The following is a 25,555-nucleotide window of genomic DNA, read 5'->3' as shown; positions in this document are numbered from 1 at the left end:
CGGTCCGGTCAAAACAGTTCGAGCTCGCCGCCGGCATCCACCGCCGCCATTGCCGGCGCATGGAAATCGACCGGCGCGTTCGCGCAGATGCACAGCGTCGCGCGAATCCGCACGCCGTCGCCGAGCGTCACGTCGAACGCGGCGACATGGCCGGGCGCCAGCGCGGTGAAATACTCGATGCTCGCGTCGCTCAACAGGTAAGGCGTCGACATGCCGAGATCCGGGAAATGGACGGTCAGCGCCTGGTTCATCGCGCCGCAGCAGAGGTTCGCGACTTCCATGAAAGCCTCCTGCAGCGACGGCTGCGCACCGCCCGCCTCCGCGCCGCCCGCGTAATAGCGCCGCGTCGCGTCATCGTCGTTGAAACGCAGCGCGAGCAGCAGGCGGAAATGCAGCGCCGAGATCGTCAGCACCGCGACCTGCGCGGCCGGCTTCGCGCGCGACCGGCGTTCGCGCGGCGGCTCGTCCGCCGCCGGCGCGATGTCGCATGCGCCGCCGCCAGTCGCGAGCCGCGTGCGCGCCGCGTCGAAGAAAATCCGTTCGAAGCTCGCCTTCGCCTGCGCGCTGATCACGCCGCCGCTCCTTCCAGCCGCGCATTCAGTTGCCCGGCCAGCGTCTCGACGCTCGCGAGCGCGGCGGTGATCATCTTGCCGCCCGCCTGGATGTCCTGGAACGTCGCCGCGGTCACGAGGTCGTTGCGGTTCAGGCTGTCGCGATAGCTGTTCGACAGCTCCTGCGAGCGCGCGGCAAGCCCGCGCACCTCGCTCGCGACGATCGAGAACCCGCGGCCGGCCGTGCCGGCGCGCGCCGCCTCGATCGACGCGTTCAGCGACACGATCGACACGTGCGCGACGATCGCGGACAGCTCCAGGTTCTTCGCGCGCATGTCCTGGTTCTGCGCGGTCAGCGAGATCATCTGCTCGTGCCAGCGCTCGAACGTGCCGGCGAGCCCGCGCAGGCGCGCGGCCTCGTGCGCGATCCGCGCCGCGTGCTGCGACAGCGCGTCCCGCTCCGCCGACAGCGCCTGGCGTGCATCGCGCTGCGCCTCCGCGTCGGCCGTCTGCCGTGCGAGCGCGTCGGCCAGCTCCGCTTCCTTCCGCGCCCATGCATCGGCCCGCGCCGCATGCGCGGCCGCCGCCTCGCCGGCGCGCGCCTGTGCCTGCGCGAGCGCGTCGCGCAATGCATCCGCGTCGGCAGCCAGCCGCGCGACGAGCCGCGCGCGATGCACGCGAAACACGACCGCCGCGACGATCGCGGCGACGATGGCGCCCGCCAGCACGGCGCCGATATGCGTCAATGCCTGCACGATCACTCCGTCGCGTTGGCGTCCGCGAAGCCGGCGCGCGCGTGGTCCTGCGTCACGCCGGCGCCCTCCACCGCGAACGCGGCCGGCAGCGACACGATCGTGCGGAACGCGCGATAGGCGGCCCCGCGCCGGTCGTCGGCGAAGCGCAGCGCGATATCGCCGCCCTCGCGCTTCAGGAAGCTGCGCACCGCGTCCATGCCGACACCGCGCCCCGACACCTCGGTCACCTCGCGCGCCGTCGAGAAGCCCGGCCGGAAAATCAGCTCGGCAACCACTTCGTCGCCGAGCATGCGCGCGTTGTCCGCATCGATCCAGCCGCGCTCGCGCGCGATGCCGCGAATCCGGTCGAGCGCGAGGCCACGGCCATCGTCGCCCAGCGTGAACTGCAGCATCCCGTCGGCGACGTCGACCGCGATGTCGATCGTGCCGGCCGCCGGCTTGCCAGCCGCACGACGCTCGTCCGACGACTCGATGCCGTGGTCGATCGCGTTGCGCAGCAGGTGCATGAACACGTTCTTCAGCGTGCCGCCGATCTCGCTGCGCACGCGATAGCCGTGACTGTCGATCCGCACGACGGGCGACGCCTTGCCGAGCTCCGCCGCCAGCGACGGCAGGGATTCCAGCACGCCGCCGAGCACATCGCCGACGCTCTCGGTGCCGAGCTGGCTCAGCATGCGGCGCACCGCATCGCGCGCGGCGCGCCAGTCGGCGGCGTTAGCGGGATCGACGCCGTCGAGCACGCGCAGGCTCTCGCTGATGTGCGCGCGCTCGACCATCAGGTAGTGTTCGCTCGCGTGCTGCGCCGGCTCGCCGCTGCGGCCGAGCGTGACCGCGTTGATCGTCGCGTAATGCTCGACCGCATCGCGCACGCGCGCGAGATCGTCCATCAGCGCATCGCGGTTCCACTCGGGGCCCGCGTCCGCGCGACGCAGCGTGTCGTAGGCCTGCTCCGCCTCGTGGACGATGTTCGTCAGGTGCTGCAGGCTGTACGTGCGCGCGTTGCCCTTGATCGTGTGCATGTTGCGGAACAGCGCCGCGACGATCGAGTGATCCGCGCGCTCGTGCTGGCGGATCATCCGTTCGTTCTCGCTGAGGAAGCCCTTCGCGCTGTTCACGAACTGGTGGAACTTGTCCTGGCTGATCGACAGGATCTCGCCGATCATCTCCAGGCGGCGCTGCTGCTCGCCGGCCTGCGCGGTCAGCTCGCGCAGCTCGGTCACGTCGCGCACGCACAGCATCAGGCGCACGATCGTGTCGGTCTCGTCGGTGATCGCCGACCAGCTCAGGTCGAGCCACTTGTCGCGGCCGTCCGGCATGCGCTTCGCGACTTCGTTGACGAGCAGGTGCTCGTTGAATGCGAAGTTCATGCTGTCCTCGCCGAGGCACGCATGCACGGCCGCCTCGACCTGCGAGCGCGCGTCCGAGCCGAGGTTCGAATCGTCGAACACGAGCGCCATCAGGTCGCGGCCCGCAATGTCCTGCGTCTCGAAGATCGTCTCGAGGTACGCCGAGTATTCGGCATGCACGACGCCGCCGTCGACGACGGTCAGGATGCCCTGCTGCATGTTCTGCAGCATCGCCTGGATGTCGGCGGTCTTCTGCTTGAGCTGCGCGGAATTCTCCTGGATCTTCTCGATCATCCCGTTGAACGCGACGATCGAGTGGCCGATCTCGTCCATCCGGCCGACCGGCACGCGGCGCGTGAAGTCCTGGCTCGTCGCGATCTCGCTCATCATCGTCTGCATCCGGCTGAGCGGGCGCGTGATCTGGCGGTACAGCACGAAGCCGAGCGCGGTCAGCAGCACGATCACCGTGCCGGCCACGCCGGCGATCGCGGTGGCCGTCGTCGCCAGCATCCCGTTCAGCGCGCTGATCGCGTCGTCCTTCTGGCGGTTCTTCTCGACGCGCAGCGTCTCGACGATGCCTTCGAGCTCGTCGCGATACTGCGCGACGTTCGCGAACAGGTAGGCCTGCGCCATCTCGGCCTTGCCGTCGGCCTTCATCTTCACGGTGTCGTCGATCGCCGCGAAATAGTTGGCGGCGCTGTCCTTCGCCTGCGCGACGAGGCCTTCCTGCGCATGGCTCGCGGCCGACTTCGCCTGCACGTCGAGCGCCGCGCGCAGCGCCGCCTCCTTCACCTTCAGCTCGTCGCGCGCCTGTGCGGCGGTGCTGGCGTCCGGCGCGTAGATCAGCGTCATCGTCGCGATCTGTATGTTCTTCACGTCGGACACGACGTCCGCCGACGCGAGCGCGCTCGGCACGATGCCCTGCGTCACCTGCCGGACCTCGGACGCGCTCTTGCGCGTCTGGTAGACGGCATAGGCGCCGATCGCCGACAACGCGAGAAAGGTCAGGACGACAAGCAACGTGATGCGATGACGAATGGTCATGTGTACAGCTCCCCGTAGCGATCCGGCTTCAAACGCTCGTGCGTTCTGTTGATTGAATGGCCGAGCGCCGAATTATCGAGGATGATTTATGACCGTCGGATGACCATGCGCAAATCGATTCGCGCGTAAATTGAAATGATTAATTTCAGGACGAAAATCCTAAAGTTCCTTTGCGGCTTGCCGTTAACGCACGGTTGCACTTGCTCGGAAACTGCCGGAATCACCAGCCGGCGAGGCTTTGCGCCTGCCTTTCACGCGACGCGAATTATCGACCGCGAGATTGCATGACGGGATATTCATGGCGATCAGAAAAACGTTTGCGAATGATCGCCATTTAATTTATCGAACGAATCACGGCATGGAATAAGCGCATCGCCGGATTGCTTTTCCGAATCATTTTGACGAATCGAGGAAATGCCCCGCCGCGCATTTCGCGCTCGCCTGCGCGCGACGGCAGCCCGTGCAGGCTGCCGTCTCCCCTTTCGTTGCGAAATCAGGCCTGATTCACCCGATCGGCCACGGACCGATGCATCGTCGCCGCCTCGCGCACCGAGCCGCGCTTCGCCAGACGCCAGCCGACCGTCAGCGCGAGCGCGACGACCGGAATCATCGCGATCGTCCAGGTGCCGCCCGGATAGTCGAACGCCATCAGCACCAGCACCGCGAGCAGGAACGCGAGCGTGAGCCAGGACGTGAACGGCGCGCCGGGCATCCGGAACGGCACGTCGCGCAGCTCGCCGCGCCGGACCTTGCGGCGGAACAGGATCTGGCACATCACGATGAAGCCCCACGTCGCAATGATGCCGAGCGACGCCATGTTCAGCACGATCTCGAACGCCTGCGCCGGCACGATGTAGTTCAGCGGCACGCCGATCGCGTTGATCGCGACCGTAAACAGGATGCCGCCGTAAGGCACGCCGCGCGCGCTCATCCGGGAAACGAACCGGGGCGCGGAGCCGCCCATCGCCATCGCGCGCAGCACGCGCCCCATCGAATAGAGCCCGGAGTTCAGGCTCGACATCGCGGCCGTGAGCACTACGACGTTCATCACGGTGCTGACGTAAGGCACGCCGAGCTTGCCGAAGAAGGTCACGAACGGGCTTTCGTGCGCACTGTAGGCGGACCACGGCAGCAGCGTGACCAGCAGCACGACCGAGCCCACGTAGAACAGCGCGATGCGCCACATCACGCTGTTGATCGCCTTCGGCAGCACCTTGCGCGCATCGGCGGTCTCGCCCGCCGCGACCCCGACGAGCTCGATGCTCGCGTACGCGAACACGACGCCCTGCACGATCAGCACCGCCGGCAGGAGCCCGTGCGGAAAGATTCCGCCGCCGTCCGCGATCAGGTGGAGGCCCGGCAGGTGTCCGTCGAGCGGCCGGCCGCTGGCCAGGAACAGGCTCCCGACCAGCAGAAACACGCCCAGCGCGCCGACCTTGACGAGCGAGAACCAGAACTCCATCTCGCCGAACATCTTCACGCCGATCATGTTCACCGTCGACACGATCGCGAGCGCGCCGAGCGCGAACACCCATTGCGGCACGTCCGAGAACACCGCCCAGTACTTCATGTAGATCGCGACCGCCGTGATGTCGACGATGCCGGTGGTCGCCCAGTTCAGGTAGTACATCCAGCCCGCGACGAACGACGCCCGCTCGCCCATGAATTCCCGCGCATAGGACACGAAGCTGCCGCTGGTCGGGCGATGCATCACGAGCTCGCCGAGCGCGCGCATGATCAGGAATGCAAAGATCCCGCAGACGAGATAGACGAGCGCCAGCGCGGGCCCCGCGTGCTGCAGGCGGCCGCCGGCGCCGAGGAACAGCCCGGTCCCGATCGCGCCGCCCATCGCGATCATCTGCACGTGCCTGGGCTTCAGCTGCTTCGCATAGCCGGTTTCGTGCGACGCGAACAGCGCATCCCGGTCGGCATGATGGGAGGCGGCGCCGCCGGCCGTGTCAGCCGGGCGCTCGCTGGCATGTTTCATGATGTGTCTCCGATGTAATTGGAATTGAATGGACAACGCGCAGCCGCAGCGCGCGAACGACGGCCCGGCGGCTGCTGCGGTAACGGGGTCGCCGCGCTCAGTAGACGCGGGGCTGGATCAGCGCGTCGGGCCGCAGCGCCTCGTCGAGCTGCGCCTCGGTCATCAGCTGGCGGCCGAGCACGACTTCGCGGATGGTCTTGCCGCTCGCGTGCGCGTCGGCGGCCACGGACGTCGCGCGCTTGTAGCCAAGGTACGGATTGAGCGCGGTCGCGAGCGCCACCGAGCGCTCCAAGGTTTCGCGCAGCCGCTCGGGGTTCGCGGTGATGCCCTTCACGCACTTGTCGGCGAGCGTCATGCAGGCCGCCGTCAGGTGGCTGAAGCTGCGGAACAGCGCGCTCGCGATCACCGGCTCGAACGCGTTGAGCTGAAGCTGGCCGGCTTCGGCGGCGAAGGTCACCGTCAGGTCGTTGCCGAACACTTCGAACGCCACCTGGTTGACGACTTCCGGGATGACCGGATTCACCTTGCCGGGCATGATCGACGAGCCGGCCTGCATCGGCGGCAGGTTGATCTCGCCGAACCCGGCGCGCGGCCCGCTCGACAGCAGCCGCAGGTCGTTGCAGGTCTTCGACAGCTTGACCGCGATCCGCTTGAGCACGCCGGAGATCTGCACGAACGCGCCGCAATCCTGCGTCGCCTCGATGAGGTTCGGCGCGGTGCTCAGGTCGACGCCGGTGATGCGCCGCAGCGCCGCGAGCGCCTTGGCCGCATACTCCGGATGCGCGGTGATCCCGGTGCCGATCGCCGTCGCGCCGAGATTGATCTCGCGAATCAGCGCGCCCGCCTCCTGCAGGCGCGCGATGTCCTCCGTCAGCATCACCGCATAGGTGGAGAACTCCTGGCCGAGCGTCATCGGCACGGCATCCTGCAGCTGCGTGCGCCCGAGCTTCAGCAGCCCGGCGAATGCGTGGGCCTTCTCGTCGAACGCGTCGCGCAGGTGCACCATCGCCTCGAGCAGATGCTCGATCGCGAAACACGTCGCGATCCGCAGCGCGGTCGGATAGACGTCGTTCGTGCTCTGCGCGAGATTGACGTGCTCGTTCGGGTGCAGATAGTCATACTCGCCGCGCGCATGCCCCATGATTTCCAGCGCCCGGTTGCAGATCACCTCGTTCGCATTCATGTTGGTGGACGTGCCCGCGCCGCCCTGGATGATGTCGACGACGAACTGGTCGTGCAGGTGGCCTTCGCGGATCTCGACGCACGCCGCGGCGATCGCGTCGCGGTACGCCTGCGGCAGCAGCCCGAGTTCGCAGTTGGCGTCGGCGGCCGCTTCCTTCACGGCCGCCAGCGCGATGATCAGGTAGGGAAACGACGCGATGCTGCGGCCGGAAATGTCGAAGTTCTCTTTCGCGCGAAGCGTGTGGATACCGTAGTAGGCGTCCGCCGGTACATTTCGTTTACCTAAAAGATCGGTTTCGACGCGGAAGTCGATGCCTGCCATCGTGTCTCTCCAGTTTGGTCTCGCCGGCGGACGCCGGCATCGAAAAGGCCCTCGGTTCATGCGCCGCGAAGCCGAACCGGTCTTCGCCGGCCTGCCGCCCGCGCGACGCGTTCGCATTCTATGTCTTTGCAAAAAAATACTCATTTCGTTATTATCGAATTCGGTTTTGCGTCACATGCAATAGCGAGGCAGGCATGAAGAAGGGGCCAAGAGAGGCTGGCGTCGATCACCTCGGCGCGATGCGCGCATTCGTGCGGGTGGTCGAAACAGGGAGTTTTTCCGCGGTTGCGAAAGAGATGCGCGTGTCGACGTCCACCGTCGCGCGCAAGGTGTCGGCGATCGAAGAGGCGCTCGGCGTGCCGCTGCTGCACCGCTCCACGCACAGCGTGACGCTGACGGAAGCCGGCAGCATCTATCACGAACGGGCCGTCACGCTGATCGCGGATCTCGACGACACGCTGCGCGTCGTCGCCGAGCTGAATGCGCGGCCGAGCGGCCCGCTCAAGCTCACCGCGCCGGTTGCGTTCGGCCGGCGCCATCTCGCGCCGCTGATCGCGCCGTTTCTCGCGCAGTACCCGACGATCCAGCTCGATGTGCGGCTGACCGACAACCACAACGACCTGGTCGCCGGCGGCTTCGACCTCGACATCCACGAAGGCGAGAACTACCTCGACAACCTGGTCGTGCAGCGGCTGTCGCGCAACGACAGCATCCTGTGCGCGTCGCCCGCCTATCTCGATCGCTGCGGGCGTCCGGCCGAGCCGCACGAACTGGCGAGCCACAATTGCCTGCGCTACGTCCACCCGGAAGGCGACCCGCGCTGGGAGCTGGTCGGCGCAGACGCGCGGCACAGCATCCTGCCGGCGGGGAACCTGGTCTCGGACCACTCGGAGCTGCTGCTCGACGCCACCCGTGCCGGGCTCGGCATCGCGGAGTTCGAGATCTGGCTGGTGCGGGATCTGCTGGCGAGCGGCCAGCTCGAGGTCGTGCTGCCCCGCTATCGGCTGCAGAACAAGCTGACCGGCGACTTCATCTACATGGCGTATCTGGCCAACCGGCGCAGCTCGGCGAAATTGCGGGTGCTGCGCGAATTCCTGGCGGAACGACTGGCCCACGTCGGCGAGCTTGCCGAAGCGCAGATGCAGAAGATCCGCGGCGCACGGCGCTGAGCGCCGTCGCCGGGGCCCTGCCGGTCAGGCCGCCTGCAGTTCGAACGGGAACGCCGCGTGACCGGTCTCGACGCCCTGCGTATTCAGCATCGGCGGCCGATGGAACGCCGCCAGTTGCTCGCGCTGCGCCGCCGTGCCGATCTGCAGCCGCTCCAGGAGCTCGCTGACGAGCATGTACAGCACGTCGATGTTGCCGTCCTCGATCTTGACCGAGATGCCGAGCGCGCCGTCGGCGCCGAGCCGGCGCGTCTCGCCGGACGCGCGCACGCCGAGCCCGTAGCACGCATCCGCGCCGAGCTTGCCGACGACGCTGCCGCCGAACGCCCGCATCAGCACGGTGCAATAACGGCCGTCGCCGGCGACCATCTCGGGATGGCGCGTCATCGCGTGGTGAATCCGCGCCAGCGCGCCGATGCGCGCGTCGTGCGCATTCCCGGCTTCCACGGCGTCCGCGGCATGCGCGAGGCCCGCGTAGATGCGGGCCAGGCGATCGAGCGGAAACGCCGGCGTGGGCAGGTTGCAGCCGTCGATCGCCCACTCGACCTCGTCGTCGCGCAGCCCGCATGCTTCGGCGACGGCGCGCTTCACCCGCACCTGCATCGGATGGTCGGGCAGATGGTAGTCCGCGATCGCCGCGCCGATCGCCTGCGCGCCGGCCAGCATGCCGACATGCTTGCCCGAGCAGTTGCTGCACACCCCGGTTGGGGTGTAGTCGCGCCTGATCCAGGAGCGCAGCACCGCGTCGGACAGCGGCGCGTGCCCGCCGCACCGCAGGTCCGATTCCTGCGCGTGCACCTTGACCAGCATCGCGCGGGTTCGCTCGACGTGCCGGTCCTCGCTGCTGTGCGACGCGCACATCAGCGCCAGGTCCGCTTCGTCGAAGCCGAACCGGTCGGGGCCGCCCGTCTCGAGCACGGACAACGCCTGCGCCGGCTTGGCCGCCGAGCGCGCGAGCGTCATCCGGAACGGGTCGCCCAGCCGATACAGCAGCCTGCCGTGCGCATCCACCACCGCGACGTGCGCCGCGTGCGTGTTCTCGATCGCCTTTCCACGGTACGTGACTACCGCCGCGCCGTTCGTATCCATCCTGTCTCCATTTCTCACGGCCGCGTGACCGGGCCTCGTCAAATCGAGGCGAAAGTGTATCGAGTCCCCTCCGCGCCGGGCGAAGGCGCGGATGGAAAGTGGTGTTGCGCCCGGTGCAAAGACGCTCGCTATCGTGCACGAGCGCGTCAACCGCTTCAGTACAAAAACCAATCGACTGTTTACATATTTGGCGACAATCCCTAGAATCGCGGACGCAAATGCGAATCATACGCATTACGATTGACGTGCAGGACTGCCCCGGACCGCGTCCGCCGCCTGCACGCCGCCGATCACCGATACTTCCGCTGCCTCTCCTATGCCTGCCCAGTTCAACACGCGACCGCGAGCCCTCGTGTCCGCGCTGTATTGCTCCGTTTTCCTGACGCCGCTTCTCGCCACCGCGCAAACCGCGCCCGCCGCCAACGCCGCCGCCAACGCCGCCGCCGATTCCGCCGCCACGTTGCCGGCGATCGCGGTCCAGTCGTCCGCGCTGTCGGACATGCAGGTGAAGCGCTCGCCGTCCTACAAGTTCACCGCGCCGCTGCTCGACACGCCGCGCTCGGTCACGGTGATCCCCGAGCAGCTGATCAAGGAGAAGAACGTGACGACGTTCGCCGACGCGCTGCGCTCGGTGCCCGGCATCACGTTCCTCGGCGGCGACGCGGCCGCGAACCCGTCAGCCGACCGCCCCGTGATCCGCGGCTTCGAATCGCGCAACTCGATCTTCGTCGACGGGATGCGCGACTCGGGGCTGCAGAACCGCGAGACGTTCGCGGTCGAGCAGATCAGCGTGATCAAGGGTCCGGATTCCGTCTACGCGGGCCGCGGCTCGGTCGGCGGCAGCATCGACATCGTCACGAAGACGCCGAAGAACGACGATTTCATCAACAGCAGCATCGGCTTCGGCACCGACGGCTACAAGCGCGCGACGATCGACGCGAACCGCAAGCTCAACGACACGACCGCGGTGCGCCTGAACGTGATGGGCCACGACGCGAACCAGGCCGGCCGCAACGACGTGTACAACAAGCGCTGGGGCGTCGCGCCGTCGATCGTGTTCGGGCTGAACACGCCGACCACGGTCACGCTCAGCTACTACCACATGAATTCGTACGACATGCCGGACTTCAGCGCGCCGTTCCGCACGTCGGGCGGCACGCCGGTGCAGACCGATCGCGGCCGGTTCTTCGGGCTGAACACGCGCGACTATCGCTACGGGCAGACCGACACCGGCGAAATCCGCGTCGAGCATCGCATCGACGACAACTGGAAGCTGAAGAACACGACGATGTTCGGGCGCACGACGCTCGACTTCGTCGCGACCAATCCGCAGATCCTCGCGTCGAATCCGAACCTGCTCGGCCTGCAGGCGAAGAGCGGCAAGTACGCGACCAACGGCTTCGCGAACCAGACCGAAGTCACCGGCCGCGCGAGCCTGTTCGGCATGCAGCACACGCTGACGGCCGGCGTCGAGTTCGGCCAGGAACAGAACCGCTACGAGGGCTATCTGGTCACCGACGCGGCCGGCAACAACATCCGCATGGGCGGCCCGTGCTCGGTTGCCGGCAACTGCACGCCGCTCGCGGGCGGCTGGAACCCGAACATGCCGTGGACCGGCAGCATCGTGCTGAACGGCGACAAGGCCTTCCCCGGCGCGACGACGAACACGCGCACGACCACCGCGTCCGCGTACGTGTTCGACACCGTGAAGCTGTCCGAGCGGTGGCGCTTCAACGCCGGCCTGCGCTTCGACCGCTACGACATCACCGCGAAGCAGGCCGGCGCGGCAGACCTGTCGAACACGTCGAACCTGTTCAGCTACCAGTTCGGCCTCGTGTTCAAGCCGGTGCAGACCGTGAGCCTGTATGCGTCGTACGGCACGTCGTCGAACCCGCCGGGCGCGAACGGCGGCCTCGGCGGCGGCACCGACCAGATCACCGCGGCCAACCGCGACCTGTCGCCGGAGCGCTCGCGCAACATCGAGATCGGCGCGAAGTGGGACGTGCTCCACGAGCAATTGTCGCTGACGTCCGCGCTGTTCCAGACCGAGAAGACCAACGCGCGCGTGAGCGACGGGCTCGGCCACACGATCAATGCCGGCACGCAGCGCGTGCGCGGCGTCGAGCTCGGCTTCGCGGGCAACCTGACGCCCAAGTGGCACATGTTCGGCGGCTACACGTACATGAACGCGGTCACGACCGATGCGGGCCCCGGCAGCCCCGGCGCGTCGGGCCTGCCGATGGTGATGGTGCCGAAGCACAACTTCACGCTGTGGACGAGCTATGACGTGATGCCGAAGCTGACGCTCGGCGCGGGCGCGACGGTGATGAGCAAGACCTACGCGTCGGTGACGCCGACGGTCAGGAAGTGGACGCCCGGCTACGCGCGCTTCGACGCGGCCGCCACGTGGCGCGTGAACAAGACGATGGACGTCCAGCTGAACGTGCAGAACCTGTTCGACAAGAAGTACTACGCGAGCGCGTATCCGATCTACGCGACGTGGGCCCCGGGACGCTCGGCGATGGTGACGCTGAACTTCTATCAGTGATGCCGGCGGGCGTCGCGATGCCGGAGCCTTGCGCGTCACGCCTCCAGCGCAAGCGTCGCGAACGTCGCGAGCCAGTGCTCGCCCATGTAGTCGCCGGCAACATGCGCGAGCGCGCTGTCCAGGTGCAGGTCGGCCGCGTCGAGCAGGCGCGCGCGGCGCGTATCGCCGTCCGGCAGCGCGTTCGCGAGCGCGCGCTGGCACCACGCGCGGCTCAGGTTCAAGCCGTCGAGATGCGCGATCTTGCCGTCGCTGCGGTCGCTCACCGTCGCCGGCAAAAACAGCGTCGCCGGCTCGCCGCGCGCGAGATCGGGCAGGAAGCGCGCGAACCAGGCATCGAATTCGGCCGGCGCGAGCACCCGCCGCATCAGCTCCGCCTCCATCAGCGCAGGCGACAGGAAATCGTCGCCCGACGGCTCCCACGCCTGGCACGCGGCGTCGTTCAGGTGCCAGCGCTTCGCGGTATCGGCGATCAGCGCCGCAAGCCCGTCGCGCCGCGTGTCGCGCGAGAACTCGAGCGCCAGCGCCAGCGCGAACGCGGTGTTGAAATGCGTGCCGACGCGCACCGGATAGGTCGCCTTCGGCAGGAACACCTCGAAGCGCGCGACGAACGCGTCGGTCAGCGGCGCGAACGCCTTCGCCCAGCGCGCGGCCTGCGGCAGCGCGCCCGTCAGCGCGAGCCGCTCGAGCTGCGCGGCAAGTGCGAGCAGCCACGCCCAGCCGTACGGCCGCTCAAAGCCGCCGTTATGCGGCAGCGCGAGATACGCGCGCTCGCCCGCGACGTGCGCGTCGGTGAAATGCGCGTCGACGACGGCGACGATGCGCTCCGCCTCCGGCAGCGTCGGGTAGCGTTCGAGCAGATGCAGCACGAGCCAGTAGCCGTGCACGCACGAATGCCAGTCGTAGCTGCCGTAGAAGATCGGATGCAGCGCGCGCGGCCCCTGCACGTCCTGCGGGCCGGCAAGTGAATGCGTGAGCCGGTTCGGGTATTCGCGCGTCAGGTGCGCGAGCGCGAGCGACGCGAATTTCGACGCGATGTCGGGCGTGAGTCGTGCAGTCATGGTCCTCTCGTCGGTTCGTCGATAACGGAAACGGACGCGGGCATCCGTAGCACGTCGGCGCGCGATGTCGAAGCTCGCGGGCATTTGCGTCGCCAGCGTACCGCAGAAGCCGCCCGCCGCGCATTCGTCCGACGATTCGCCACGCGCCGGCGGCCGTCCGGAAACGCCGCTCCCGCCCCGCCGGGCGGGGCGCCCGCATGGCGGAGCCCCCATGCAGCAACTACACTGGAAAACATCCGCAGCACTCGGGAGAGCCGCCATGATTGACGTATACGAGACCATCGGCAGCCGCGCGTTCTCCGCCCATCTGGCGAAGGACGGCATGGTGACGCTGATGGAACAGCGCCATGAAGTCGACCGCGTGACGCTCGCCACCGCCTATGCCGCGCTCGTCGAGGACGTCGAGCAGGAAGACGACCTGCGCGACGCGACCGTCGAAGGAATGATGCGGGCGCTGATCCAGGGGTACGCGCGCAGCCATTGACGGCCGACGCTGGTTGCGCACGCTAGCGCCGCTCGCAGAAGCGACGCAGCACGAAATGAAGCGGCACCGCCACGACCATCACGATCAGCGCGGCCTCATCGGATGACGTGGCGTCCGCCCAGCCGTCCGCCGTGCGATCGGAGTCGAACAGGCCAACCAGGATCACCACGAGCCCGCCGAGCGCGCCCGCGACCAGGAACGCGACGGCGAACGGGCCCCAGTCGCCGTTCATCGCGTCGTCACGTCCCTTTCCATAGCCCCGCCGATTCGGCAGCCACTCCCGATCGAATGCGATGTCGCATCGCCTGCCGATCGGAATTCAGGCGGCAAATGTTCACCGACGCGCACGCTGCTTTCATTGCAATCGTCTTACTGGGCAAGCCCGCCACACATGCGCGCTGCGCCGGCCGACGCCTGCGCATAAAACCCGCACGTTCTTGCCGATCGAATTACGACAATCGTCCGAACAATCACCTATCTTTAATGGCATGAAAAAGCGCGATGCAATGCGCGGAAAATTCGATTGCGATCGGACGCCCCGCATGACAGCATGCGGGCGCCCTACGACCGACCATCCTCCGGGAGACACCCCATGGCCACTGCGACGCCCCGTGCCGGCATCCCCCTGCTGCCCGCCCCGTTGCGCGGCGGACGGTTCACGCTCGGCACGCGCATCGTGCTCAGCTTCGGCACGATTTTCGTGCTGATGCTCGTCATGGCCGCGATTTCATACAGCCGTTTGAAGGCCATCGACGACGAGGCCGACAGCCTCAAGCGGGATTCGGTGCCGGGCCTGTTCCTGTCGACGTCGCTGCGCGCCGCCGCCAATGAAAGCTACGTCATCCTGCAGCGGGCGATCTTCGTCGATCCGGACGCTGACGCCGCGAAGCGCGACCTCGACCGGATGCCGGACGCGCTGCGGCATTTCGATCAGGCGTCGACGCGATATGAAGCCACGCTGTTCCGCGACGAAGACAAGGCGCGGTTCCGCGAATTCCGGGCCGCATACGACGCGTACCTACTGCTCGCGAACGAGCTGACCCGCACGGCGGCGGGCGACCGCGCGACCGCGCGGGCCGGCTTCGCGCGCCTGAGCGCGGCGTGGGACCGCGTGATCCACGCCGCGGACACGCTGGTCGACGAAAACCGTGCCCAGGCGGATGATTCGGCGCAACTGATCCACGAGTCGGTGACCGGCGCGGAGGTCACCGTCGCGACCGCGCTGAGCGTCGTGCTGCTGGCCGCGCTCGCGCTCGGCTACGCGCTGTATCGCGCGATCACCGGGCCGATGGCGCACCTCGTCGAAGTGCACGACGCGATGCGCACCGGCAACCTGACCCGGCGGCTCGACCTGCGCCGCCAGGACGAATTCGGCACGTTGCAGGACGGCTTCAACCGGATGAGCGACGAGCTCGCGAACCTCGTTGCGCAGGCGCAGCAATCGTCGCTGCAGGTCACGACGTCGGTCGCCGAGATCGCGGCGACGTCGAAGGAGCAGCAGGCCACCGCGAACGAGACGGCCGCGACGACGACCGAGATCGGCGCGACCTCCCGCGAAATCCTCGCGACGTCGCGCGACCTGCTGCATACGATGAACGAGGTGTCGTCGGTCGCCGAGCAGTCGGCGGCGCTCGCCGGCGCGAGCCAGAGCGGCCTCGCGCACATGGAGGAAATGATGCGCAGCGTGATGGAGGCGGCCGGCTCGGTGAACGCGAAGCTCGCGATCCTCAACGAGAAGGCGGTCAACATCAACCAGGTCGTCGCGACCATCACGAAGGTCGCGGACCAGACCAACCTGCTGTCGCTGAACGCGGCGATCGAGGCCGAGAAGGCCGGCGAATACGGCCGCGGCTTCGCGGTCGTGGCGACCGAGATCCGCCGCCTCGCGGACCAGACGGCGGTGGCGACCGACGATATCGAGCAGACGGTGAAGGAGATCCAGTCGGCCGTGTCGGCCGGCGTAATGGGGATGGACCGCTTCTCCGAGGAAGTGCGGCGCGGGATGCGCGACATCCAGCAGGTCGGCGGGCAGCTGTCGCAGATCATCCACGAGGCGCAGGCGCTCGCACCGCGCTTCCAGATGGTCAACGAAGGGATGCAGACACAGGCGAGCGGCGCCGAGCAGATTACGCAGGCGCTGTCGCAGCTCTCGGAAGCCGCGCAGCAGACGGCCGAATCGCTGCGCCAGTCGTCGCAGGCGATCGACGACCTGACGCTGGTCGCGAACCAGCTGCGCACCGGCGTGTCGCGCTTCAAGATCGACGGCTGACGCGCCGAACGACGCGATGCTCTTCCTTCTTTTCGAACTCGACGGCGAACGCTACGCGCTGGAGGCCACGCGGATCGTCGAAGTGCTGGCGCTCGCGCCGGTGAAGTCGATTCCCGGCGCGCCGCCGTGGATCGCCGGCGCGATCGACCGCCACGGCAAACCGGTGCCGGTGATCGACGTCGCGCAGTTCGCGCTCGGGCGCGCGGCACGCCGGCTGCGCTCGACGCGGCTCGTCGTGGTGCGCTGCTACACGCCCGATGCGCAGCCCGATGCGCAGCCCGATGCGCCGCCCGACTCGGGTAGCGCGGCCGGGCGCATGCTCGGGCTGATCGTCGAGCATGCGACGCAGACGTGCCGGATCGACCCCGCTCGGTTCGCCGACAGCGGGATCGCGACGCCGCATGCGCGCTGGCTCGGGCCGGTTGCCGGCGACGCGTCCGGATTCGTGCAATGGGTCGACGTCCGGCGCATGCTCGACGACGACGCCCGCGCGCTGCTGTTCCCGCCCGCGCAGCCGCTGCCGCAGGCGGCCTCCGGATGACCGCCGCGATGAACGCCGACGATCCCCGCTTCGACGCGTGGCTCTCGCGCGAGACCGGCATGGACCCCGCCACGCTCGGCAACAATGCGCTGGCGCGCGCCGTCGCCGAACGCGCGCGCGTCGCGCTGGGCGATGCGCGCCCGCCCGCCGGCGACGGCGCGATCGATGCCTACTGGCAGTTGCTGAACGCGTCGGCCGACGAGCGGCAGGCGCTGATCGAGGCGCTGGTGGTGCCGGAAACGTGGTTCTTCCGCGACCGCGAGGCGTTCGCCGCGCTCGCGCGGCTCGCCGACGCGCGGCTCGTGCGCGAGCCGGCGCGCACGCTGCGGGTGCTGAGCGCGCCGTGCTCGACCGGCGAGGAGCCCTATTCGATCGCGATGGCGCTGCTCGACGCCGGCATCGGCCCGTCGCGCTTCAGCGTCGACGCGATCGACATCAGCGCGCGCGCGATCGAGCGCGCCCGCGACGGCCTCTACGGCCGCAATTCGTTTCGCGGCCATCCGCTCGAATTCCGCGACCGCCATTTCCGCGAGACGGCCGGCGGCTGGCAGCTCGACGCGCGCGTGCAGGAGCCGGTCCGGTTCGTGCGGGCGAGCCTGTTCGACCTGCCGCTCGACGCCGCCGCGCGCTACGACTTCATCTTCTGCCGCAACGTGCTGATCTACTTCAACCGCGACGCGCAGGACCAGTCGATCCGGCTGCTCGACCAGCAGCTCGCGGACGGCGGCACGATCTTCGTCGGGCCGGCCGAGACCGGCCTGATGATGCGCCATCCGCTGACGCCCGCGCGCATCCCGCTCGCGTTCGCGTTCCATCGCGCGCCGCCGGGCGCGATGACGCCGACGACGGCGGGCGTCATCGCATCGGACGGTAAGCCGCCGAACGCCGCGCGCGCGCAGCCGGCGCGACCGGCGCAGGCGCCGTTCGTGGCAGCGGCCCGCGCCGCCGCCGCCGTGCACATGCCTGCGCCCGCACCGGTCGCGCGCACCCGGGCGGCCCTGCCCGACGGACGCTTGCCGCCTCGCGGCGCGCCGGCCTCGTCGCCCGCCGGCGCCACGCCGACGCTCGACGACGCCCGCCAACTCGCCGACACGGGCCGGCTCGACGAAGCCGAGCGCGCCGCGCACGCGTTCACGATCGTGCACGGGCCGCACGCGGACGCGTTCTACCTGCTCGGGCTGATCGCCGATGCGCGCGGCCTCGACGCCGACGCGCAGGACTTCTATCGCAAGACGCTGTATCTGGAGCCGGCCCATTACGAAGCGCTGACGCACCTCGCCACGCTGCGCGACGCGGCCGGCGACGCCGACGGCGCGCGGCAGCTGATGGCGCGCGCGCAACGCGCGAGCGCGCTGCGCGGCACGCCGACGGCCGACCTGACGGACGATCGCGGAGGAACCGATGGTTCACGCCGCTCATGACGACCGCGCGCCGGCGCGGCGCATCGACGACTGCTGGAACCGCATCGGCACGCGCGGCGACGGTACGTGCCCGCGCCTCGCGGCGCACACGCGCTGCCTGAACTGCCCGGTGTTCGCGCAGGCCGCCGCGACGCTGCTCGACCGGCCGCTCTCCGACGCGGATTTCGCGGAAGCCGCGCGCACGGCCCATGAGGCCCATGACACTCATCAGGCGCCGCCGGATGCGCGCGCCGACGATGCGAACGCGCCGCAAACCGCGCTCGCGTTCCGCATCGCCGACGAATGGCTCGGGCTGCCCGTCCCCGCGCTGCGCCAGATCGACGGGCCGCGACCGATCCATCCGCTGCCGCATCGGCGCAACGGCGTGGTGCTCGGGCTCGTCAACGTCCGCGGCACGCTGACGATCGCCGCGTCGCTCGGCGCGCTTCTCGGCCTCGACCTCGGCCTCGGCCTCGAGCACGACGCCGCCGGCCGGCATGCGTCGCGCCACGCGCATGCGCGGCTGCTGGTCGTCGAGCATCGCGGCGACACGGTCGCGCTGCCCGTCGACGAGGTCGAGGGCGTGCTGCGTTTCGCGGCATCCGCGCTGCTGCCGGCGCCGACGACGCTCGCCCACGCCGCCACGATGCACACGCGCGGCCTGCTCGCGTGGCGCGACACGACGCTCGGGCTGCTCGATGCCGACCGCGTGTTCGACTCGCTCGCCCGGAGCCTGCGATGAGCACCGACGACGACCTGACGCGCCTGTCGCTGCTCGACCTGTTCCGCGAGGAAGCGCAGACCCAGGCGCAGGCGCTCGCGGACGGGCTGCTCACGCTCGAGCATGCGAGCACCGATGCCGCCGCGCTCGAAGTGTGCATGCGCGCCGCGCATTCGCTGAAAGGCGCGGCGCGCATCATCGACCTGCACGACGGCGTCAAGGTCGCGCACGCGATGGAAGAATGCTTCGTCGCCGCGCAACGGGGCACGCTGACGCTGACGGCCGCGCATATCGACGATCTGCTGCACGGCGTGGACCTGCTGCTGCGCATCGGCGACGCCGATCCGGCGACGGCGGTCGCGCGCGCGGACATCGACGCGCTCACCGCGCGGCTGGCCGGGCGAGCGCCGGACGGCGCGCCGGATACGCGCGACGCAGGCCCGATGCCCGCGATGCCGGAAGCGGACGAATCATCCGGCACGCCGCGCGCCGCGCCGGACCGGCATGCGCCGCGCGCACCGGCCGCTCGGGCGCACGACGCAGGCGCGCCGCCGCCGTCGCCGCCCCACTCCGGCGCGCGCCACGATCCGCAGCGCATGCTGCGCGTGCGCGCCGAACAGCTCGACCGGCTGCTGGGCCTGTCCGGCGAGTCGCTGGTGGAATCGCACTGGCTGAAGCCGTTCACCGGGTCGATCCTGCGCATCAAGCGGATGCAGCGCGACGTCGCGCGCGCGCTCGACGTGGTCGTCGAAACGCTCGCCGAGCGTCTCGACCCGACCGCGCTCGCGGCGCTGAACGACGTGCGCCAGGGGCTCGGCCAGTTGCAGTTGCAGCTCGGCGCGCGCATCGACGAACTCGACCGGTTCGACCGCCGCAGCACCCATCTCGCGCAGCAGCTTTACGACGAGGCGCTGCGCTGCCGGATGCGCCCGTTCGGCGATGCCGCGCATGCGTATCCGCGCATCGTCCGCGACCTTGCGCGCTCGCTCGGCAAGCACGTGCGGTTCTCGATCGTCGGCGAGACGACGCAGGTCGACCGCGACATCCTCGACATGCTCGACGCGCCGCTCGGCCACCTGCTGCGCAACGCGCTCGACCACGGCGTCGAAACGCCCGACGCGCGCATCGCATGCGGCAAGCCGGCCGAGGCGAGCGTGACGCTCGAAGCGCGCCACAGCGCGGGCCAGCTGCTGATCTCCGTCAGCGACGACGGCGCCGGCATCGACCTCGACGCGTTGCGCGCCGCCGTCGTGCGGCGGCGGCTCGCCGACGAGGACACCGCGGCGCGGCTGTCCGATCACGAGCTGCTCGACTTCCTGCTGCTGCCCGGCTTCTCGATGCGCGAGCGCGTGACCGACGTGTCCGGCCGCGGCGTCGGGCTCGACGCGGTGCACGACATGGTGAAGGCGGTGCGCGGCGCGGTGCGGATCTTCACCGAACCGGGGCGCGGCGCGCGCTTCGTGCTGCAGTTGCCGCTGACGCTGTCGATCGTGCGCAGCCTGCTCGTCGAGGTCGGCGGCGAGGCATACGCGATCCCGCTCGCGCACGTGCGCCGCACGCTCGAACTCGCGCGCAACGACATCGACACGCTCGAAGGCCAGCAGCACTTCCGCTTCGACGGCCGCGCGATCGGGCTCGTCACCGCCCACCAGCTGCTCGGCGCCCGCGCGCCGGACCCGGCGCGCGACAGCGTCGCGACTGTCGTGATCGGCGACGAGTGGGACGCCTGCGGCGTCGCCGTCGACCGCTTCCTCGGCGAATGCATGCTGGTGATCCAGCCGCTCGACCGGCGGCTCGGCAAGGTCAAGGACATCGCGGCGGCCGCATTGATGGACAATGGCGAGCCGGTGCTGATCATCGACGTCGAGGACCTGCTGCGCTCGGTCGACAAGCTCGTGCGCGGCGGCCGGCTCGAGCGCGTGCAGCGCGAGCAGCATGCCGCCGTCGCGCGCAGCCGGCGCGTGCTGGTGGTCGACGATTCGTTGACGGTGCGCGAGCTGGAACGGAAACTGCTGGAAAAACGCGGCTACGACGTGACGGTCGCCGTCGACGGGATGGACGGCTGGAACGCGCTGCGCGGCGCGGCGTTCGATCTCGTCGTGACCGACATCGACATGCCGCGCATGGACGGCATCGAGCTCGTCACGCTGATCCGGCGCGACGCCGCGCTGAAAGCGCTGCCGGTGATGATCGTGTCGTACAAGGATCGCGAGGAAGACCGCCGCCGCGGGCTCGATGCCGGCGCCGACTACTACCTCGCCAAAAGCAGTTTCCACGATGAAACCCTGCTCGATGCAGTACGCGACCTGATAGGAGAAGCCCGCCCGTGAACATCGGCATCGTCAACGACCTTCCGCTTGCCGTCGAGGCGATGCGTCGCGCGATCGCGCTCAGGCCCGAGCACCGCGTGCTGTGGGTCGCGACCGACGGCGCGCAGGCCGTCGAGATGTGCGCCGCGCAGCCGCCGGACGTCGTGCTGATGGACCTGATCATGCCGAAGTTCGACGGCGTCGAGGCAACGCGGCGGATCATGTCGTCGGGCCGGCCGTGCGCGATCCTGGTCGTGACGAGCAGCATCGGCGCGAACGCGTGGCGCGTGTACGAGGCGATGGGCGCCGGCGCGCTCGACGCGGTGGACACGCCGCGCCTCGGCGAAGGCGCGAACGGCGACACCACGCGGCTCCTGCTCGCGAAGATCGACCAGATCGGCCGGCTGCTCGACAAGCCGCCGCGCGCCGCGCGCGCAGCCGGCGCGGCGCGCGGCGACAGCGGGCCGCTCGTCGCGATCGGCGCGTCGGCCGGCGGCCCGACCGCGCTCGCGACGATCCTCGGCGGCCTGCCCGCCGATTTCGGCGCGCCGATCGTGATCGTGCAGCACGTCGACCAGGCGTTCGCGGACGGCATGGCCCGGTGGCTCGACGGCCAGACGCCGCTCACGGTGCGCATCGCGCGCGAAGGCGAGCGGCCGCAGCCGTCGGTCGCGCTGCTCGCCGCGACCAACGACCACCTGCGCATCGCGCGCGACGGCACGCTCGAATACACGCGCGAGCCGGTCGAGACGCCCTACCGGCCGTCGGTCGACGTATTCTTCGGCAGCGTCACCGAGCATTGGCCCGGCGACGTGATCGGCGTGCTGCTGACCGGCATGGGCCGCGACGGCGCGATCGGCCTGAAGGCGATGCGCATGAAGGGCTACCATACGATCGCTCAGGACGAGGCGACGAGCGCGGTGTACGGCATGCCGAAGGCGGCCGCGACGCTCGGCGCGGCGCGCGCGATCCTGCCGCTCGACCGCATCGCGGGCGAGCTGATGGCGCTCGCCCGGGCCTGAACCCCATGAACACGCGCGACAAGGGTCTGTTTCCATACGGAACGCACATGCGAATGCCCGAAATCGCCCGCAGGGCAAGGAGTAAGGAGCGCCGTTTGGCCGAGCCAAACAAGCGACGCGCGACGCCGCCATGCGGGCGATTTCGGGCATTCCCCTGGAATGAATTTTTTAATTTGGGGTTGCCACGAGAACGGCCGCTCGCCGCGTTGTGCTCCTTGTGAATACGTCCAGTATTCCCGGCGTCGCACGCCTCGCGAGCGGCCGTTCTCGTGGCAACGCATGTGCGTTCCGTATGGAAACAGACCCTAGCAGAAACAGGTATCGACATGACCAGTGACACCACGCGAAGCCCGTGCGACGACGGCGGGACGCCCGCCGCCGACGCCGCGGACGCCGCGCTCGAAGCCGCGCGCAAGGCGCTGCAGACCCCGCCGGCCACCGACGTGCCGGTGATGGTGCTGCTCGTCGACGACCAGACGATCGTCGCCGAAGCCGTACGCCGCGCGCTCGCCGACGAAGACAACATCGACTTCCATTACTGCACGCATTCTCACGACGCAATGATCGCGGCCGTCCAGACGCGGCCGACCGTGATCCTGCAGGACCTCGTGATGCCCGGCACCGACGGGCTGAGCCTCGTGAAGGCGTACCGCGCGAATCCGGCGACCCGCGACGTGCCGATCATCGTGCTGTCGACGAAGGACGAGCCGGAAATCAAGAGCGCGGCGTTCACCGCCGGCGCGAACGACTATCTGGTGAAGCTGCCGGACCGCATCGAGCTGGTCGCACGCATCCGCTACCACTCGCGCTCCTACGTGAACCAGCTGCAGCGCGACGAAGCCTACCGCGCGCTGCGGCAGTCGCAGCAGCAGCTCCTGCAGGCGAACCTCGAACTGCGCCGCCTCACGCACTCGGACGGCCTGACCGGGCTGTCGAACCGGCGCTATCTCGACGAATACCTGAGCGCCGAATGGCGGCGCGGCGCGCGCGAGCACGCGGTGCTGTCGCTGCTGATGATCGACGTCGACAACTTCAAGCTGTACAACGACACCTACGGCCACGTGTCCGGCGACGACGTGCTCAAGCAGATCGCGGCCACCGTCGAGCGCTGTCTCGGCAGGGCGGGCGATCTCGCGGCGCGCTTCGGCGGCGAGGAATTCGCGGTCGTGCTGCCCGGCACGTCGCCGGGCGGCCTGCGCCTGCTCGCCGAGAAGATCCGCCTCGCGATCGAGGCGCTGAAACTGCTGCACGAGCAGTCGTCGACCGGCCGCTACGTGACGATCAGCATCGGCGGCGCGAGCATCGTGCCGGCGGCCGATGCGCCGACGACGTCGCTGATCGAGGCCGCGGACCGCGCGCTGTACCGAGCGAAGCGCGACGGCAAGAACCGCGTCGCGATCGACGTGGCCGCGCCGGCGGGGCAAGGCGGCGCGCACGGAGGCACGCCGCCCGCCTGACGCCGGGGCGCGCCGCGCGCGGCTTCGCGCGGCTTACGGCGCGACGAGCCGGCGCGCGTATTCGGCCGGCTCGAGCGGCCGGCTGAACAGGTAGCCCTGCTGCTTGTCGCAGCCGATCTGCCGCAGGAACGACGACTGCGCTTCGGTCTCGACGCCTTCGGCCGTGACCTTCATCCCGAGCGAATGCGCCATCGCGACCACGGCCTGCGTGATCGCGACCGCATCCCGGTGTTCCGGCACGCCCGACACGAACGAGCGGTCGACCTTCAGGTTGTGCAGCGGAAAGCGCTTCAGGTACGACAGCGACGAATAGCCGGTGCCGAAATCGTCGACCGAGATCCGCACGTTCATGTCGGCGAGCGCGCGGAGCATCGGCAGCACCGTGTCGGTGTCGTACATCAGCAGCCCTTCGGTGATCTCCAGCTCCAGCGCGGACGGGTCGAGCCCCGCCTTCGCGAGGCAGCGGTCGACCGATTCGACGAGCCCGTCGTGGAACTGCCGCGGCGACAGGTTGACGGCCATCATCAGGTCCGGCGCGATCGTGCGGCGCCATTCGGCCGCCTGGCGGCACGCGGTTTCGAGCACCCATTGCCCGATCGCGACGATCAGCCCCGTGTCCTCGGCAACCGGGATGAACTCCGCCGGCGACAGCGGCCCGAGCTCCGCGCTGGTCCAGCGCAGCAGCGCCTCCGCGCCGACCGTGCGCCCGCTGCGGCCGTCGACGACGGGCTGGTACGCGAGCCGCAATGCGTTCGACGCGAGCGCGCGGCGCAGCGACTGCTCGATCGCGAAACGGCGCTGCAGCCGCTGGTTCAGCTGCGCGGTGAAGAACGTGAAGGTGTTGCGCCCGTGCTGCTTCGCGTCGTACATCGCGGAATCCGCGTTGCGCATCAGCGTTGCCGCGTCGTCGCCGTCGCGCGGCGCGAGGCTGATGCCGATCGACACGCCGAGGTAGTACTCGTTGTTCGCCACGTCGAACGGCCGCGCGATCGCGTCGATCACCCGCCGCGCGAGCGCGGCGAGATCGTCCGGCGCGTCGTAGTCGTCGACCAGGATCACGAACTCGTCGCCGCCGACGCGCGTCAATGCATGCCGTTCGCCGACGCAGCCCGCGAGCCGCGACGCGACGCCGCGCAGCAGCGCGTCGCCCGCATCGTGGCCGGCCGTGTCGTTGACCTTCTTGAATCCGTTGAGATCGATGAACAGGATTGCGACGCGCGCGGCTTCGGCGGCGCCGTCGTGCGCGCCGAACAGGTCGCGCATTCGATCCGCGAGCCAGCGGCGGTTGTAGAGGCCCGTCAGCGCGTCGCGCGTCGCGAGGTAGCGCAGCTTCTGCTGCGCTTCGCGCATCGGGCCGACGTCGTTGAACGAGAGCAGCACCGAGCCGGCCTGCGCGTCGCCCGGCTTCACGATCGGCACCGCGTTGCCGCTGACCCAGATCATGTCGCCGTCGGCAAGGCCGAGGCGGATCGTAAAGCCGGGCTGCGGCGCGCCGGTGGCAAGCGCGCGCCGGCTCGGCCAGTCGTCCAGCGGGATCGGCGTGCCGTCCTCGCGGGTCGCGCTCGTCACCAGGCTCCACAGCCGGCAACCGACGATGCTGCCCTGCACGCGCAGCATCCGTTGCGCGCTCGGGTTGCTCGCGGTCACGGTGCCGTCGCGCGACACGACGAGGATGCCCTCGTTCAGGCTGTTGACCACGAGCCGGTGATGTTCCTCGCTGCGCGCCAGCTGCCGGGCGATCCGGTCCTGGTGCACAGCGAGCCCGACGCTGTTGCTGATGTCGCGCAGCAGCGCCGTTTCCTCGTCGGTCGGCCGGCGCGGCGCGCGATGGTAGACCGCGAACGCGCCCAGCACCGCGCCCGCTTCGTCCTGGAACGGCACCGACCAGCACGCGCGCAGGCCGAGCGGCAGCGCGAGGCCCTTGTAGGCGTCCCACAGCGGGTCCGTTGCGATGTCCTCGACCGCGACCATCCGGCGTTCGTACATCGCCGTGCCGCACGAGCCCGCGACGGGCCCGATCGCGACGCCGTCGATCGCCGCGCCGTAATGGGCGGGCAGTGACGGCGCGGCGCCGACGCGGATGTGCACGCCGTCGTCGTCGAGCAGCATGATCGTGCAGGAGGCGCCCGTACCGAGCAGCGCCTCGGCGCGGCGGCAGACTTCGGCCAGCAGTTCGGGCAGCGGCGTGTTGCGCGTGATCAGCCGCAGCACGCTCTGTTCGGACGCGAGCACTTCGGCCGCGAGGCCGAGGCTGTAGCGCGGGCTTTGCGGTTCGGTATCCAAGGTGAAAACCTGACGTGTGGT

Annotated in this window: 19 protein-coding genes; 10 read left to right on the top strand and 9 right to left on the bottom strand. The window is 69.3% G+C overall.

Annotated features, from left to right (window positions below; translation table 11 throughout):
* Nucleotides 1–8: 8 nt before the first annotated feature.
* From KY49_RS27815 to aspA, 5 genes are all read right to left on the bottom strand, one after another.
* Complete coding sequence (locus KY49_RS27815) at nt 9–572, bottom strand: hypothetical protein (RefSeq protein ID WP_042587607.1); 564 nt, start codon at nt 570–572, stop codon at nt 9–11.
* Nucleotides 569–1,312, bottom strand: a complete 744-nt coding sequence (locus KY49_RS27810) for a methyl-accepting chemotaxis protein (protein WP_415868036.1) — start codon at nt 1,310–1,312, stop codon at nt 569–571. The genes KY49_RS27815 and KY49_RS27810 overlap by 4 nt, the downstream gene beginning before the upstream one ends.
* The gene (locus KY49_RS27805) at nt 1,309–3,696 is read right to left on the bottom strand and encodes an ATP-binding protein (protein WP_042587606.1); all 2,388 of its coding nucleotides are present in this window, start codon (nt 3,694–3,696) and stop codon (nt 1,309–1,311) included. Before KY49_RS27805 ends, KY49_RS27810 begins: the two co-directional genes overlap by 4 nt.
* A 493-nt stretch (nt 3,697–4,189) precedes the next feature.
* The gene (locus KY49_RS27800; RefSeq protein WP_042587605.1) at nt 4,190–5,683 is read right to left on the bottom strand and encodes an amino acid permease; all 1,494 of its coding nucleotides are present in this window, start codon (nt 5,681–5,683) and stop codon (nt 4,190–4,192) included.
* A 97-nt stretch (nt 5,684–5,780) separates the two neighbouring features.
* Nucleotides 5,781–7,187 carry an aspartate ammonia-lyase gene (gene aspA / locus KY49_RS27795; protein WP_042587604.1) on the bottom strand — a complete coding sequence of 469 codons (1,407 nt, stop codon included), beginning with the start codon at nt 7,185–7,187 and terminating at the stop codon, nt 5,781–5,783.
* Between the two features lie 194 nt (nt 7,188–7,381).
* Here aspA and KY49_RS27790 point away from each other — a divergent pair, with 194 nt between their 5' ends.
* Nucleotides 7,382–8,356, top strand: a complete 975-nt coding sequence (locus KY49_RS27790) for a LysR family transcriptional regulator (RefSeq protein WP_042587603.1) — start codon at nt 7,382–7,384, stop codon at nt 8,354–8,356.
* A gap of 24 nt (nt 8,357–8,380) precedes the next feature.
* Here the strand turns inward: KY49_RS27790 and KY49_RS27785 are convergent, their stop codons facing one another.
* Nucleotides 8,381–9,442 carry an asparaginase gene (locus KY49_RS27785; protein WP_042587602.1) on the bottom strand — a complete coding sequence of 354 codons (1,062 nt, stop codon included), beginning with the start codon at nt 9,440–9,442 and terminating at the stop codon, nt 8,381–8,383.
* 316 nt (nt 9,443–9,758) lie between these two features.
* Here KY49_RS27785 and KY49_RS27780 point away from each other — a divergent pair, with 316 nt between their 5' ends.
* Nucleotides 9,759–11,990, top strand: a complete 2,232-nt coding sequence (locus KY49_RS27780) for a TonB-dependent receptor (RefSeq protein ID WP_042587601.1) — start codon at nt 9,759–9,761, stop codon at nt 11,988–11,990.
* A 35-nt stretch (nt 11,991–12,025) separates the two neighbouring features.
* Here KY49_RS27780 and KY49_RS27775 read toward each other — a convergent pair whose 3' ends face one another.
* Entirely contained in the window at nt 12,026–13,048 is a 1,023-nt protein-coding gene (locus KY49_RS27775) for a DUF2891 domain-containing protein (RefSeq protein ID WP_042587600.1), read from the bottom strand.
* A 259-nt stretch (nt 13,049–13,307) separates the two neighbouring features.
* Between KY49_RS27775 and KY49_RS27770 the strand changes: the two genes are divergently transcribed.
* Nucleotides 13,308–13,532: a hypothetical protein gene (locus tag KY49_RS27770; protein WP_010089051.1), complete on the top strand. Its 225-nt coding sequence runs from the start codon at nt 13,308–13,310 to the stop codon at nt 13,530–13,532.
* A gap of 22 nt (nt 13,533–13,554) precedes the next feature.
* Here KY49_RS27770 and KY49_RS27765 read toward each other — a convergent pair whose 3' ends face one another.
* Nucleotides 13,555–13,764, bottom strand: coding sequence for a hypothetical protein (locus tag KY49_RS27765; RefSeq protein WP_042587599.1), 210 nt, complete (start codon nt 13,762–13,764; stop codon nt 13,555–13,557).
* A 360-nt stretch (nt 13,765–14,124) separates the two neighbouring features.
* On the opposite strand from KY49_RS27765, the gene KY49_RS27760 reads away from it, so the two are divergent.
* The 7 genes from KY49_RS27760 to KY49_RS27730 all read left to right on the top strand — a co-directional run bounded on the left by KY49_RS27760 (nt 14,125) and on the right by KY49_RS27730 (nt 23,251).
* Nucleotides 14,125–15,801, top strand: coding sequence for a methyl-accepting chemotaxis protein (locus KY49_RS27760; RefSeq protein ID WP_042587598.1), 1,677 nt, complete (start codon nt 14,125–14,127; stop codon nt 15,799–15,801).
* A 16-nt stretch (nt 15,802–15,817) separates the two neighbouring features.
* A complete protein-coding gene (locus tag KY49_RS27755) occupies nt 15,818–16,342 on the top strand; it encodes a chemotaxis protein CheW (RefSeq protein WP_042587597.1) in 525 nt (174 codons plus the stop codon).
* Nucleotides 16,343–16,350: 8 nt separating this feature from the next.
* Nucleotides 16,351–17,763 carry a CheR family methyltransferase gene (locus tag KY49_RS27750; protein ID WP_052495837.1) on the top strand — a complete coding sequence of 471 codons (1,413 nt, stop codon included), beginning with the start codon at nt 16,351–16,353 and terminating at the stop codon, nt 17,761–17,763.
* Nucleotides 17,744–18,484, top strand: coding sequence for a chemotaxis protein CheW (locus KY49_RS27745; protein WP_042587595.1), 741 nt, complete (start codon nt 17,744–17,746; stop codon nt 18,482–18,484). The genes KY49_RS27750 and KY49_RS27745 overlap by 20 nt, the downstream gene beginning before the upstream one ends.
* A complete protein-coding gene (locus KY49_RS27740) occupies nt 18,481–20,793 on the top strand; it encodes a hybrid sensor histidine kinase/response regulator (protein WP_042587594.1) in 2,313 nt (770 codons plus the stop codon). Before KY49_RS27745 ends, KY49_RS27740 begins: the two co-directional genes overlap by 4 nt.
* Complete coding sequence (locus KY49_RS27735; RefSeq protein WP_042587593.1) at nt 20,790–21,794, top strand: chemotaxis response regulator protein-glutamate methylesterase; 1,005 nt, start codon at nt 20,790–20,792, stop codon at nt 21,792–21,794. Before KY49_RS27740 ends, KY49_RS27735 begins: the two co-directional genes overlap by 4 nt.
* 326 nt (nt 21,795–22,120) lie before the next feature.
* Nucleotides 22,121–23,251, top strand: a complete 1,131-nt coding sequence (locus tag KY49_RS27730) for a diguanylate cyclase (RefSeq protein WP_042587592.1) — start codon at nt 22,121–22,123, stop codon at nt 23,249–23,251.
* 33 nt (nt 23,252–23,284) lie between these two features.
* Here the strand turns inward: KY49_RS27730 and KY49_RS27725 are convergent, their stop codons facing one another.
* Nucleotides 23,285–25,534, bottom strand: a complete 2,250-nt coding sequence (locus KY49_RS27725) for a putative bifunctional diguanylate cyclase/phosphodiesterase (RefSeq protein WP_042587591.1) — start codon at nt 25,532–25,534, stop codon at nt 23,285–23,287.
* Nucleotides 25,535–25,555: the final 21 nt, after the last annotated feature.

This window comes from Burkholderia sp. MSHR3999 (assembly GCF_000833595.1).
GTDB classification, from domain to species: Bacteria; Pseudomonadota; Gammaproteobacteria; order Burkholderiales; family Burkholderiaceae; genus Burkholderia; species Burkholderia ubonensis.
This window is presented reverse-complemented; position numbering and strand designations above follow the sequence as displayed.

Excerpts from the sequence above, each read along its gene's own strand:
- KY49_RS27805 (WP_042587606.1), bottom strand. The coding sequence starts at position 3,696 with ATGACCATTCGTCATCGCATCACGTTGCTTGTCGTCCTGACCTTTCTC.
- KY49_RS27800 (WP_042587605.1), bottom strand. The coding sequence starts at position 5,683 with ATGAAACATGCCAGCGAGCGCCCGGCTGACACGGCCGGCGGCGCCGCC.
- aspA (WP_042587604.1), bottom strand. The coding sequence starts at position 7,187 with ATGGCAGGCATCGACTTCCGCGTCGAAACCGATCTTTTAGGTAAACGA.
- KY49_RS27790 (WP_042587603.1), top strand. The coding sequence starts at position 7,382 with ATGAAGAAGGGGCCAAGAGAGGCTGGCGTCGATCACCTCGGCGCGATG.
- KY49_RS27785 (WP_042587602.1), bottom strand. The coding sequence starts at position 9,442 with ATGGATACGAACGGCGCGGCGGTAGTCACGTACCGTGGAAAGGCGATC.
- KY49_RS27780 (WP_042587601.1), top strand. The coding sequence starts at position 9,759 with ATGCCTGCCCAGTTCAACACGCGACCGCGAGCCCTCGTGTCCGCGCTG.
- KY49_RS27775 (WP_042587600.1), bottom strand. The coding sequence starts at position 13,048 with ATGACTGCACGACTCACGCCCGACATCGCGTCGAAATTCGCGTCGCTC.
- KY49_RS27770 (WP_010089051.1), top strand. The coding sequence starts at position 13,308 with ATGATTGACGTATACGAGACCATCGGCAGCCGCGCGTTCTCCGCCCAT.
- KY49_RS27765 (WP_042587599.1), bottom strand. The coding sequence starts at position 13,764 with ATGAACGGCGACTGGGGCCCGTTCGCCGTCGCGTTCCTGGTCGCGGGC.
- KY49_RS27760 (WP_042587598.1), top strand. The coding sequence starts at position 14,125 with ATGGCCACTGCGACGCCCCGTGCCGGCATCCCCCTGCTGCCCGCCCCG.
- KY49_RS27755 (WP_042587597.1), top strand. The coding sequence starts at position 15,818 with ATGCTCTTCCTTCTTTTCGAACTCGACGGCGAACGCTACGCGCTGGAG.
- KY49_RS27750 (WP_052495837.1), top strand. The coding sequence starts at position 16,351 with ATGAACGCCGACGATCCCCGCTTCGACGCGTGGCTCTCGCGCGAGACC.
- KY49_RS27745 (WP_042587595.1), top strand. The coding sequence starts at position 17,744 with ATGGTTCACGCCGCTCATGACGACCGCGCGCCGGCGCGGCGCATCGAC.
- KY49_RS27740 (WP_042587594.1), top strand. The coding sequence starts at position 18,481 with ATGAGCACCGACGACGACCTGACGCGCCTGTCGCTGCTCGACCTGTTC.
- KY49_RS27730 (WP_042587592.1), top strand. The coding sequence starts at position 22,121 with ATGACCAGTGACACCACGCGAAGCCCGTGCGACGACGGCGGGACGCCC.